Origin of the sequence: Methylobacterium sp. PvP105, from assembly GCF_017876975.1 — a bacterium.
Taxonomy (GTDB): Bacteria; Pseudomonadota; Alphaproteobacteria; order Rhizobiales; family Beijerinckiaceae; genus Methylobacterium; species Methylobacterium radiotolerans.
This window is the reverse complement of sequence record NZ_JAGIPA010000001.1, coordinates 2,284,992-2,297,305: the sequence shown is the minus strand read 5'-3', so window position 1 is coordinate 2,297,305 and position 12,314 is coordinate 2,284,992. Positions and strand designations below refer to the sequence as shown.

The 12,314-nt window shown below is 72.6% G+C and carries 11 protein-coding genes; all 11 read right to left on the bottom strand.

The window, feature by feature from the left end:
• Positions 1-2,256, bottom strand: a complete 2,256-nt coding sequence (locus J3A75_RS11025; RefSeq protein WP_024830600.1) for a cyclic nucleotide-binding domain-containing protein — start codon at positions 2,254-2,256, stop codon at positions 1-3.
• 574 nt (positions 2,257-2,830) lie between these two features.
• Positions 2,831-3,100 carry a hypothetical protein gene (locus tag J3A75_RS11020; protein ID WP_012318328.1) on the bottom strand — a complete coding sequence of 90 codons (270 nt, stop codon included), beginning with the start codon at positions 3,098-3,100 and terminating at the stop codon, positions 2,831-2,833.
• 141 nt (positions 3,101-3,241) lie between these two features.
• The gene (gene ssuD / locus J3A75_RS11015; protein ID WP_012318327.1) at positions 3,242-4,417 is read right to left on the bottom strand and encodes an FMNH2-dependent alkanesulfonate monooxygenase; all 1,176 of its coding nucleotides are present in this window, start codon (positions 4,415-4,417) and stop codon (positions 3,242-3,244) included.
• A 118-nt stretch (positions 4,418-4,535) separates the two neighbouring features.
• Complete coding sequence (locus tag J3A75_RS11010) at positions 4,536-5,387, bottom strand: ATP-binding cassette domain-containing protein (RefSeq protein ID WP_024830602.1); 852 nt, start codon at positions 5,385-5,387, stop codon at positions 4,536-4,538.
• A complete protein-coding gene (gene ssuC / locus J3A75_RS11005; RefSeq protein WP_012318325.1) occupies positions 5,387-6,169 on the bottom strand; it encodes an aliphatic sulfonate ABC transporter permease SsuC in 783 nt (260 codons plus the stop codon). Before ssuC ends, J3A75_RS11010 begins: the two co-directional genes overlap by 1 nt.
• Positions 6,169-7,218, bottom strand: coding sequence for a sulfonate ABC transporter substrate-binding protein (locus tag J3A75_RS11000; RefSeq protein WP_127991265.1), 1,050 nt, complete (start codon positions 7,216-7,218; stop codon positions 6,169-6,171). The genes ssuC and J3A75_RS11000 overlap by 1 nt, the downstream gene beginning before the upstream one ends.
• A gap of 18 nt (positions 7,219-7,236) precedes the next feature.
• Complete coding sequence (locus J3A75_RS10995; protein WP_012318323.1) at positions 7,237-8,196, bottom strand: aliphatic sulfonate ABC transporter substrate-binding protein; 960 nt, start codon at positions 8,194-8,196, stop codon at positions 7,237-7,239.
• Between the two features lie 8 nt (positions 8,197-8,204).
• The gene (msuE, locus tag J3A75_RS10990) at positions 8,205-8,777 is read right to left on the bottom strand and encodes an FMN reductase (protein WP_024830604.1); all 573 of its coding nucleotides are present in this window, start codon (positions 8,775-8,777) and stop codon (positions 8,205-8,207) included.
• A 495-nt stretch (positions 8,778-9,272) separates the two neighbouring features.
• Entirely contained in the window at positions 9,273-9,635 is a 363-nt protein-coding gene (locus tag J3A75_RS10985; protein WP_053621414.1) for a hypothetical protein, read from the bottom strand.
• Positions 9,636-9,777: 142 nt separating this feature from the next.
• Complete coding sequence (locus J3A75_RS10980) at positions 9,778-10,818, bottom strand: sensor histidine kinase (protein WP_043073441.1); 1,041 nt, start codon at positions 10,816-10,818, stop codon at positions 9,778-9,780.
• Positions 10,805-12,313 carry an ATPase domain-containing protein gene (locus tag J3A75_RS10975; RefSeq protein WP_209650170.1) on the bottom strand — a complete coding sequence of 503 codons (1,509 nt, stop codon included), beginning with the start codon at positions 12,311-12,313 and terminating at the stop codon, positions 10,805-10,807. Before J3A75_RS10975 ends, J3A75_RS10980 begins: the two co-directional genes overlap by 14 nt.
• Position 12,314 lies beyond the last annotated feature (1 nt).

Here is a 12,314-nt window from a genome sequence, read left to right as displayed (position 1 = left end):
TCACTGCATCTCCGCCTCGAGCAGCCGGTTCGTGTCGGAGACCTTGCCGGCCAGTTCCAGGATCAGGAAGCGCTGGAAGGCGAGCGCGAGGTCCGGGCGCTCCCGCTCCATCCGGGCGAGGGCGGCGCGGTCGATGCCGACCACCCGGCAGGGGCTCTCGGCGACGGCGGTGGCGGTGCGCCGCCCGCCCTGGACCAGCGCGATCTCGCCGATCACCGTGCCGGCCGTGGTGGTGCGCAGGCGCAGGTTGCCGCGGCCGGGGACCTCCATCTCGACGGAGACGACGCCCTGCTCCAAGAAGTAGAGGGCGTCGGCCGCCTCCCCCTGGCGCATCAGCGCCGCGCCCGCCGCGAGTTCGCGGACCGTCAGGTAGGGCGCGAAGTCGTCCGGCCCGAACGCGCTGCCCAGCCGGTCGGCCATGTGCCGGGCGAACAGGGCGACCTCCCCCGGGCCGGCGCCGCCGGCCTCGGCCAGGAGCGTGGCCTCGGCGGCGCGCAGGGCCTCGTCCAGCGTGTCGAGGATCCGGACGCGCGGGTCGGCGGTGAGCCCGTTGCGGGTGATCAGCAGCCGCGCCGCCGGATCCACGTGGACCAGCAGCACGTCGAAGCGCCGCTGCTCGGCGAGCTGGCCGACCTTGCGGAACGCGATCAGCGCCGAGCTGTCGAGCCCCACGGTCTCGCGGAAATCCAGGATCAGGACGCGCAGGTCGCCGGCCTCCGCGGCGGCCCGGCGGTGGATCGCCTGCGCGTTGAGGAAGAACAGGTAGCCCTGCAGGGTGTAGATCCGGGTCCGGCCGCCGGCCGCCGCGAGCCGCGCGGCGGCGTCGGGACCGCGGATGACGCTGCTGCGCCGCTCCGCCCCGGAGAGCGACCGGCGGATCGCGCCGATCTGCCCGTACTGAACCCCGAAGATCAGGATCGCCAGCAGGACGCCGACGAGGAAGCCCGTGGTCGCCCCGAAGAACGCGGTGGCGGCGCACACGACCAGCGCGATGGCGATCTCCCACCCCGGCAGGGTCCGGCTGGCGAGGCCGAGGTTGAACAGGAGCCCGATGCCGATGGCGATCAGCGCGCCGCCGGCCAGCGGGCGGGGCAGCAGCGCCAGGGGACTCGCGCCGACGATGAGCAGGGCCGCCATGACCGCGAGGGTCAGCCACCAGCCGAGCCAGTGGCCGCCGCCAATATTGTGCAGCAGCAGCGTCGAGGTCCGGCCGAAGCCCATCGCGGAGCTGCCGAACACGCTGCCGACCAGGTTGGTGGCGCCCGAGGCCACGAACATCCGGTCGATGTCGAGGTCGCGCCGGATCTCCAGCTCGACGCTGACCACGTAGAGGATCTGGATGATGACCGCCACGACGACCAGGGTGGCGATCTTGGGCCAGATCGGCAGGAGCAGGCGCGGATCGAAGGCCATCAGGCTGCCGATGGCGGGCGGGCGCAGCAGCGTGCCCGTCGGCAGCGGCTCGATCAGCCATCCCGAGGCCTGCCCGGCGGCGACGCTGGTGCCCGTCCAGGCCAGCCCGAGATGGACCACCGCGAGGCTCGACAGGATCACCGCGGGGTAGGTCCCCCAGTGCCGGACGATCCGGGGCAGGTAGAAGGCGCAGAACCCGATGGCGAGGGTCAGGGCGATGCGGGCGAGCGCCCCGGCATCGATCCGGCCCGGATCGAGGTTGGCCGGATCGACGGTGCGGAGCAGCGCCGCGACCGGATCGTCGACATGGCCGCCGATCTGCACGCCGCTGCGCAGGAACAGCAGCCCGACGCCGCCGAGGAAGCCGGCGAGCACCGGGTAGGGCAGCAGCTGCACCAGCAGGGAGGCCCGCAGGGTGCCGAGCAGCGCGAAGATCACGCCGGTGGCGAAGGTCGAGACGCCGCAGGCCACGAGGACGAGCTGGCCGACCGTCTCCGGATCGGTGATGCCCGCGGCCTCGAGCTGCCCGGCGACCGCCGCGGCGATCGCCGCCTGCACGATCGCGGCCGCGCCGATGAAGGACAGCGAGATCCGCGCGGTCCGGCGGATGGCGATGAAGACGAGGCTGCCCAGCACGTAGGCCGCGAGCAGCGCCGACAGGCCGGCCGCGCGGCTCTCCGCCAGCGGACCCGAGAAGATGAGCTGGGAGTAGCTGATGAGGTCGAGCAGCAGCACCATCACGGTGACGGCCGCGGCCGCCACGATGCGGGCCCCGCGCAGCATCGCCGCGCGGCCGCCGGCCGGGGATGCGGTCCCGGCGGACGTCAGGTCGGTTGTCGTCATCGGCACGGTACCCGCGTCTCGAAATCCCGACGGGCGCGGAGCTCGCAGATCCCCGGGCAGATCCCGCGCAATCACGCGCGCGGATCGTCGCCGAATCGCAGGACCTGACCTTGGCCACGCCAGTTCTCAACCGATGGCAGGTGCCGGCTTAAATTATCGTGCAGGCCGCTCCGGCGCGGCAGCATTGTGGCGATTGCTGCGGTGGATCGCGCCGCGTCGGCCGATCCGCGGTGCCGGCGGGCGTCGCCCGTGAAGATCGGGCCGGTCCGATCGCGGCGCGCCCTGCGCCAGGACAGGCGCGGGTCTCCCGGGCCCGCGCGGGCGGAGCCCGGGATCCGGACACGCGGAAACGCCCAGGTCCCGCGCCGGCGACGGCTCCGGGTTGCCCGCCTTCGGGCTCCCCCGGGACAGGACTTGCCCGCGGCGCCTGGGCAAGACGGGGCGGATCAGCGGGCGTGAGCCGGCGCGGCGGCGGCGACGGTGCTGGCGCGACGTGCCGAGCCCGCGCGGAGGAGCGGCACGCGCTGCCGGGGGCTCCCGGGTCGCGGACGCCGGCGGGACGGGCGTTCGGCCCTCAGCGCGCCTCGCTGACGCGCTTGGTCGCCCGCTGCTCCTTCTTGTAGGCGGTGATCGCCGCCGAGCAGTTCGGGGAGAGCTTCTTGAGATTGGCCTTGAAGCAGGCCTCGACCTCCGGACCGCCCGGCGCGTAGGCGCTGCAGAAATCCATGTAGTCGCCGGTGCAGTACTGCTTGAGGGCTTCCCGGGCCGGGGATTGTTCCGCAAAGGCCGCGGCGGGGCCGAGGCACAGACCGATGGCCAGGAGGGCCGTCTTGGTCGAAGTCATCGAAATCCTTCGCTCGTCCAGGCCGCGCGAGCGGGTCGCGCGGCGATGGGCGGTGCGGATGGGCGCCAAGGATGGCATGACCGTGACGCCCGGGCTGTCCGAATGCAGATCAGCCATGCCCCGTGCCGGCGGGGCCGCCGGTCAGTGCGCGCCGACGCGGTGGGTCGGCACGAGGTCGTTGGCGATGATCTCGCCGAACGGGCCGTCGTTGCGGGCGTTGCTGGCCGGCCGCCCGGTGGTGGCGCGCAGCGGCAGCTTCGGGAAGACCAGCTCGGCGAACCGGTAGGCTTCCTCCAGGTGCGGGTAGCCCGAGAGGATGAAGCGGTCGATCCCGAGATCGATATACGCCTTCATCCGGTCGGCGACCTGGTCGGCCGAGCCGACCAGCGCCGTCCCGGCGCCGCCGCGGACGAGGCCGACGCCGGCCCAGAGGTTCGGCGCCACCACGAGCTTGTCGCGGCTGCCGCCGTGGAGCGCCATCATGCGGCTCTGGCCGACGGAATCCTGCCGCTTCAGGGTCTCCTGCGCCTTGGCGATGGTGGCGTCGTCGAGCTTCGAGATCAGCTGCTCGGCGGCCTCCCAGGCCGCGGCCTCGGTCTCGCGGGCGATGACGTGCAGGCGGATGCCGTACGAGAAGGTCTTGCCCTTCGCCTCGGCGGCCTGCCGGGCGGCGGCGATCTTCTCCGCGACCTGGGCCGGGGGCTCGCCCCAGGTGAGGTAGACGTCGCAATGCTCGGCCGCGACCGCCATGCCGGCCGCCGACGAGCCGCCGAAGTAGAGCGGCGGATAGGGCTTCTGCACCGGCGGGAAGATCAGCCGGCCGTTCTCGGTGCGCAGGTGATCGCCCTGGAAGGTCACGGTCTCACCCGCGAGCAGGCCGCGCCAGATCGTCAGGAACTCGTCGGTGACGGCGTAGCGCGCGTCGTGGGACAGGAACACGCCGTCGCCGGCGAGTTCCACCGGGTCGCCGCCGGTGACGACGTTGATCAGGAGGCGCCCGTCCGAGATCCGGTCGAGGGTCGCGGTCATGCGGGCCGCCGCGGAGGGCTCCATCAGGCCCGGCCGCACCGCCACGAGGAAACGCAGCTGCTTGGTCAGCGGCGCCAGCGCCGAGGCGACGATCCAGGAATCCTCGCAGGAGCGCCCGGTGGGCAGCAGCACGCCGTAATAGCCGAGCTCGTCCGCCCCCTGCGCGATCTGCCGGAGATAGCTGAGCGAGACGTCCCGGGCCCCCTCCCGCGCACCGAGATAGCGGCCGTCGCCGTGGGTCGGCAGGAACCAGAGGACGTCGGCGCGCCCGTCATTGGCTGCGTGCATCGGAATCTCCTGTGCGGCCCGGTGGCCGGATGCGGAAAAGCCGGACCCGACTGCGCGCATCCGGTGATCGTCGAGAGCTAGGGCGGGCCGCCGCTTCCGGGAAACGGCGGCCCCGCGTTCAGGCGGTCGGCTGCGATCCGAGCAGGTGATCGAGGATGCGGCCCTCGAGGCGGGCGAGGTCCGGGTCCCCGCGCCGGCGCGGCCGCGGCACGTCGACCCGCAGGTCGAGGGCGATCCGCCCTTCATCGACGACGAGGATGCGGTCGGCCAGCGCCACCGCCTCGGTGACGTCGTGCGTGACGAGGAGCGCGGTGAACCCCTGCGCCCGCCAGATCCGCTCGATCAGGTCCTGCATGCCGATCCGGGTCAGGGCGTCGAGGGCGCCCAGCGGCTCGTCGAGGGCGAGCAGGCCCGGCCGGCTCACCAGCGCCCGGGCCAGGGCCACGCGCTGGCGCTGGCCGCCCGACAGGGTGGCGGGCCACTGCCCAGCCTTGTCGGCGAGGCCGACCTCGGCGAGCGCGGCGAGCGCCCGCTCCCGGCGCTCGGCCCGGGAGCCGTGGCCGGACAGGCCGACCGCGACGTTGTCGACGACCCGCGCCCAGGGCAGCAGCCGCGGCTCCTGGAACATGATCCGCTTCGGCGGCTCGGACCGGCGCGGGCTGGCGGCCGGCCCCTCGAGGTCGATCCGGCCGCCGGTGGGCGTGTCGAGCCCGAGGATGAGGCGCAGCAGGGTGCTCTTGCCGCAGCCGGAGCGGCCGACCACCGCGGTGAACCCCCCGGCCGGCAGGAACAGGTTCAGGCCCTCGATGACGGCGTTGCCGTCGAAGCTCTTGTGCAGGTCGCGGACGGTGACGGCGATCCCGCGGGCCGGCGGCTCCGCGGGCGCGCGCGCCGGCGCGGCGGCGGCCGCCTGCCGGGGATCGGTGCCGAGGTCGGGAAGCGCCTCGCGGCGGACGGCGTCGAGCAGCATCAGGCGCTCCTGTAGGCGGGGTTCCAGGCGAGGCAGGCGCGCTCGAGCTGGCGGGTCAGGGCGTCGGCGAGCTTGCCGAGGGCGGCGTAGATCAGGATCGCCAGCACGACGACGTCGACCAGCATGAACTCCCGGGCCTGCATGGCCATGTAGCCGAGCCCCGACGAGGCCGAGATCGTCTCGGCGACGATCAGCGTCAGCCACATGATGCCCAGCGCGTAGCGCAGGCCCACGAAGATCGACGGCAGGGCGCCGGGCAGCACCACGCGGCTGAACAGCTCGGTGCGGGACATGCCGTAGACCCGGCCCATCTCCACGAGGCCCGGATCCACCGAGCGGATGCCGTGCAGGGTGTTGGCGTAGATCGGGAAGAACACGCCGAGCGCCACGAGGAACAGCTTGGCCTCCTCGCCGATGCCGAACCACAGGATCACCAGCGGGATCAGCGACAGGTGGGGCACGTTGCGCACCATCTGCACCGAGGTGTCGGTCAGCCGCTCCGACAGGCGCGACAGGCCGTTGGCGAGGCCGAGCGCGAAGCCGATGCCGCCGCCGATCACGAAGCCCGCCAGAGCCCGCAGGGTGCTGACGCCGAGGTTGGTCCAGAGTTCCCCGGTCCGCCCGGCCTCCCAGCCGGCCCGGACCACGTCGAGGGGCGCCGGCATGAAGCGGTTGGAGACGAGCCCGGCCGAGACCGCGGCCTGCCAGCCGAGCAGGATGGCGGCCGGCAGCAGCCAGGGCACCGCGGAGTCGCGCAGGCGATCGAGCTTGGAGGGGCGCATCAGCGGTTCTCCGTCCGCTTCTCGGACTTGACGGCGTCCGCGGGTTCGGGCGCCGTCCAGACCGCGTCGGCGACCCGGACGGGCTTCGGCAGGAGCCCGAGGCCGTGGAAGGCGTCGGCGACCTTCTGCTGGTCGGCGATCGCGGTCGCATCCAGGGGCGCGACGCCGTAGGACAGGCGGCCGAGCGCCACGGCCAGGACCGGCGCGGGGATGCCGACCGAGGGCGCCAGGTCCGCCGCCACGGCGTCGGCATGGCCCGCGGCCCAGGCGTCGACCTCCCCGATCGCCTCCAGCACGGCCGAGACGATCGCGGGGCTCGTGTCGGTGAAGCCGCGCCGGGACAGGTAGAACTGGCGGTTCGGGGCGAGCGCGTGCCCGTCGACCCCGCGCCCGTCGACCAGGACCCGGGCGCCCGTGGCGCGCTCGGCGGCGGCCTGGAACGGGTCCCAGATCACCCAGGCGTCGACGGCGCCGCGCACGAAGGCGGCGTTGGCGTCGGCCGGTGCCAGGAAGGCGAGTTTCACCGCGTCGTAGGGGACGCCGGCCTGCTCCAGGGCGCGCACCAGCAGGTAATGGACGTTCGAGCCCTTGTTGAGCGCGATGGTCCTGCCGCGCAGCTCGGCGACGCTGCGGATCGGGCTGTCCCTGGGCACGAGGATCGCCTCGCCCCGCGGCGCCGGCGGCTCGGCGGCGACGTAGCGCAGCTCCGGGCTCGCGGCCTGGGCGAAGATCGGCGGCGCTTCGCCCGCCGAGCCGAAGTCGATCGCCCCGGCATTCAGCGCCTCCAGCAGCGGCGGCCCGGACGGGAATTCCGACCACGCCACCGTGGTGCCGAGGGGCTGGAGGGCCCGCTCCAGGGTGCCGCGGCCCTTCAGCAGCACGAGCGACCCGTATTTCTGGTAGCCGATCCGGATGCTGCCGGCCGCGCGGGCCGGCCGCAGCAGCGCGGTCGCCGCGAGGCCGAGCCCGGCGGACAGGAGGAGGCGCCGGTTCGGGGCGGGGCCGCTGGCGGGCGACAGGGACGGCGCGCGGGGCGATCGGTCGGTCATGGCTCTCTGCGGTCGGTCTCAGCCGTTGCGGGCGGGGGGCGTCCAGACCGCGTCGGCGATGCGGATCGGCTTGGGGATCAGTCTCAGCGCGTGGAAGCGGTCGGCGATCCGCTGCTGCTCGGCGGCGACGCGGTCGGTCATGGGACCGATCACGTAGTCGGTCCGATCCACCGCCCGCCGGGTCGCGGCCAGCGGCACGCCCGTGCCCTGCGACAGGAGTTCCGCCACCGCGCCGCGATTCTGCGTGCACCAGGCCGCCACCTCGCCCAGGGCGTCGATCACCGCGGTGAGGACCGGGGCCCGGCTCTCCGCGAAGGGCCGGCTCGCCAGGAAGAAGTTGTTCTGCGGGGTGACGTCGGTGGCCCGCACCAGCACGCGCACGCCCTCCCCCTGCTCGGCGATGGCGAAGTACGGGTCCCAGATCGTCCAGGCGTCGATGCTGCCGCGGGCGAAGGCGGCCGCGGCGTCGGCGGGCGCCAGCGTCACCGGCTCGATGTCGGCGTAGCTCAGGCCGGCCTTCTCCAGGGCCGCGATGGTCAGGTTGTGGGAGCTCGATGCCTTGGCGAAGGCGACGCGCCTGCCCCTGAGCTCGGCGAGGCTGCGGATCTCGGAGCCCTTCGGCAGCAGGATGCCGGCGCCGGAGCCGCCGGCCTCCTGGGCGGCCGCGTAGACGAGGTTGGAGCGCGCGGCCTGGGCGAAGATCGGCGGGGCATCGCCGGTCTGGCCGAGATCGATCCCGTCCAGCGACAGGGCCTCCAGCAGCGGCGGTCCGAAGGAGAACTCGACCCAGCGCACCGCGTATCCGAGAGGCTCCAGACGCTTCTCGATGATCTTCTGCTGCTTGGCGACGACCAGGATGCCGTTCTTCTGGTAGCCGATCCGCAGCACGCCGGGCTCGGCCGCCCGGGCGCCCGGGGCGAGCGCCGGCGCGAGGGGCAGGGCCGCGAGGGCGGCCAGCAGGGCGCGACGGTCGAGCATCGGGCGCCTCACTCGGCGGCGGCGAGGGCCGGCCGAGCCGCCGCGGCCCGGTGCACGAGCAGCGCGGCGAGCTGCCCGCCGGCCTCGCGGGCGCGGGCGCGCACGCCGGTCTCGGTCAGCACGCCGTCGCTGAAATCGGGATCGGAGGCGTAGACCGCGGTCGGGATCTGGAGCGCCCCGAAGAAGCCGAAGAGCGGCCGGAAGGCGTGCTCGACCACGAGGGCGTGGCGCGCGCCGCCGCCCGTGGCCACGATCGCCACCGGCTTTCCCGCGAGCGCGCCCGGATCGACCAGGTCGAACAGGTGCTTGAACAGGCCGGTATAGGCGCCCTTGTAGACCGGCGAGCCGACGACGAGCCCGTCCGCCTCCTCGATGGCCGCGAGCACGCTGCGCGCGGCCGGCGCGAGCTGGTCGCGGGTCCAGGCGGCACCGAGGCCGGTCCCGGCATCGACGAAGTCGAGGATCTGCGCGTCGAGGGGAGCCTGGGCGCTGGCCTCGCGGAGCACGGCATCCACCAGCGTGCGGGTCTTGGAGGGCCGCTGCACGTTGGCGCTCAGCCCGACGAGTCTCGGTCGTGTCATTCCGGATGCCTTGCTGTGAGACGGGATGACGGACCGCCCCGACTCCGAAGAGCGGAGGTTGCGCGGCCGGACATCCGAACAGGCCGCTAGAATTGATGGCCGCGACATCCGCCGTCAATGAAACGGCGTTCCCAATTCCCCGGCAAAGGAAAAACGTTCTCCTCGAAAACGGGCGTGGAATATGGAACTTCATCTCGCCAGCCGCGCAGGGCGGCGGAGAGATCTTGCGTCCTCGCGGCTCAGGCGCGCGGAAATCGGAGGTTCAGTCTCCCGATGTGCCTGAGGGGAGAAGTGTCTTCTCGAAACGCGGGCCGGCTTGGAACCGAATCGCCGAGCGCGCTCGCCGGAACGGCGCCGGATGCCGGCGCGGCCGGCGACCCTTCCGCGGTGTCATCCGGGCGGGCGTCAGCGTCGCCGTCGCCACGGTCGCCGCCACCGTCGCCGCAACCAACATCGGCGGCGCACCGGCGAGAGCCCTTATCGGCGGGCGCGTGCCTACTTGCGGGCGAGGAGATGCTGCACGGTGCCGTCGTCGCCGTACTTGGTCCACATCTGCGCGCAGGCCTCCTCGGGACGCGCGCGGAACTGCGCCAGCTCCGCGTCGAGGTCGTGCTGCAGGGCGACCGAGCGCTTCTTCGTGAAGAAGTCCGCGTGATTCAGATGGTTCTCGCGCGAGAACTGACGGAAGCGCTCCGTGTCGATCCGGACGGCCGGACAGTGTCTCGCGGCCAGATCGGCCTCGATCCCCGGACGGAGCGCCGGCATGTCCTTCTGCAAGGACGAGCGGCGGGCTTCGGCCCAGGTACCGAACACGGCCCAGGCCAGTGCGGCCGCCACGAGAGGAGCAAATCTATTCATCGCAAGACGTATCGCTGTGCTGCGACATCCCAAATCTCGCACCTGCGATAAGTTCGATCAGGGCCGCGGAACGCAAGACACTCCTGTGTGAAAGCGCACGCCCCGCGACCGGCGCGGCGCCGGGTCCGGAACCCGGACGGCCTCAGTAGGCCGGGACGACGCGCGTCTCGGGCAGCGGCGCCCGCATGGTGAAGTGCAGCCCGGCCGGCTGGAAATCGAAGGCGATCTCCGCCTGGCACTGGACCTTCAGGACGCGCTGCAGCAGCGTCGAGCCGAAGCCCTTCCGCGTCGGCGCCGCCGTGGCCGGACCGCCCCGCTCGGTCCAGTCCAGGTGGAGCAGGCGGGCGGCGGGCGTCTGCTCGATATCCCAGCGGATCGCGATCCTGCCCTCCGGAACGGACAGCGCGCCGTGCTTGGCCGCGTTGGTCGTCAGCTCGTGGATGGCCATGCCGGTCGGGACCGCGAGGTCGCCCATCAGGTCGATCGCGGGGCCGTCGAGCTGGATGCGGGAGCCCTCGACGTCGTTGTAGGGGCCGAGCTCGTTCATCAGCATGTCGCGCAGGGGCGCCTGCTGCCAGTAATCCTCGGTCAGGAGATTGTGGGTCTTGGCCAGCGAGATCACCCGCGCCGAGAACGACGCGTAGAACGCGTCGACGCTGGTGGCGGAGCGGGCCGAGGCCCCGAGCAGCGCCTGCACGGTCGCCAGCGTGTTCTTCACCCGGTGATGCAGCTCGCGGATCAGGAGCGCCTGCCGCTCGGTCGTGCGCTCGCGCTCCTCGAGATAGGCCCGCGCCTCGAGCTGCCGGCGCTTGGCGCGATGGGCGGAGCGGGCCGCCATGACCAGCGTCGCCGGATGGAACGGACGTTCCAGCACGCTCACGTTGCCCAGCATGTCGGTCAGCTGCGCGTTGGGCTCGGCGCCCCGCAGCCGCAGGAGGATGAACGGGAAGTCGGACCAGGGCGGCTGCGCGGCGATCCAGTCAGCCAGGGCCTGGCGGTTCGAGGACAGCAGCGCCTCCTCGGTGAGGATCGCGCAGGCGGCCGTGTCGAGCCGGCAGACCACGTCCGCGAGGCTGCCGCACACCTGTGCCGCGATCCGCGCTTCGCCGAGGATGGTCGCGGCGACGACGGCGTCGCGGCCACCGGGCGTGAAGATGAGAGCCGGCGGTTCAGCCTCGGTCATCAGCCGCGCGGATGGGCAGGAGGGACGACCGCTCACCTTCGAATGTCGGAACGCCGGTCATGACACCTCGGAACGCACTCAGCGGTTCGCCAACGCGGATCCCGTCGGAGTCGATCCGCAATTCGCGGATCGCGTCCTCGTGGCTGCCGGTGCGCTTCTTCACGACCGAGATCGCGCGCCGCAGCCGCCCCTCGGCCTCGAAGGTGCGGAACAGCAGGATCGTGTCGCTGAGGTAGGTGAGATCCACGTTCGTGCCCATCGCCCCGATCATCCCGTGCTGGGCCAGGACGAGGAGCGTGATGACGCCCTGCTGGTTCAGGTAGGTCAGCAGCTCGTGCATCTGCAGGAGCAGGTAATTCTCCTCCGGCATGGCGTTGTGATAGCCGGTCAGGGAGTCGATCACGACACTCGTCACGTCCCGGTGCTCGACCGCGTTCTGCACGATGTCGGCGAGTTCGCCGGGGGAGACCTCCGCCGGGTCGATCTGCTCGACGATGAGGGATCCGGCGGCGATCGCGTCGTCGATCGGCATGGCGAGGCCGCGGGCCCTGCGCGTGAGGACGCCGGTGGTCTCGTCGAAGCTGAGGATCAGCGCCCGCTCGCCGCGGGCGATCGCCGCGGTGACACAGGTGAGCGCCACCGTGGACTTGCCGACGCCGGACGGGCCGATCAGCATCGTGCTGGTGCCCCGGTCGAGGCCGCCGCCGAGCAGCTTGTCCAGTTCGGGGCTGCCGGTGCCGCACTGGTCGTCGGAGGAGGTGCCGAGATGCTCGGCCGCGACGAGGCGCGGGAACACCGTGAGCCCGCCGCGCCGGATGACGTAGTCGTGGAACCCGCCCCGGAACGGCGTGCCGCGCATCTTGATCACGCGCAGGCGCCGGCGCTCGCCGCCGTACAGGGGCGCGAGCTGCTCCAGCCGGATCACGGCATGGCTGAGGCTGTGCAGATTCAGGTCGTCCGTCTCGGCGGTGAGATCGTCGAGGAGCAGCGCCGTGGTGTTCTGGATGAGCAGGAAGCTGCGCAGGGCGTGGACCTGCCTGCGGTAGCGCAGCGATCCCTGCGAGAGCAGCCGGATCTCCGACAGGCTGTCGAACACCACGCGCTCCGGCTTGAACCGCTCGATCTCGGCGATCGCCATCCGGATGGTCTCGCCGAGCTCGAGGTCGGACGAGTGGACCAGGCTCTGCTGCTGCCCGGGATCGAGGCTGAGTTCCGGCGCGACGAGCTCGCAGATCTCGATGCCGTCGAGGGACCAGCCGTGGCGCTCCGCGACGTTCAGGAGCTCGCGCCGGCTCTCCGAGAGCGTGATGTACAGGCAGCGCTCGCCCCGGCGCACGCCGTCGAGCAGGAACTGCATCGCCAGCGTCGTCTTGCCGGAGCCGGGCCGCCCCTCGATGAGGTGCGAGCGCTGGGACGCGTAGCCGCCGGCCAGGATGTGGTCGAGGCCGGTCACCCCGGTGGAGACCGGTGCCGCGTCGTGATCGGTCACTGCCATG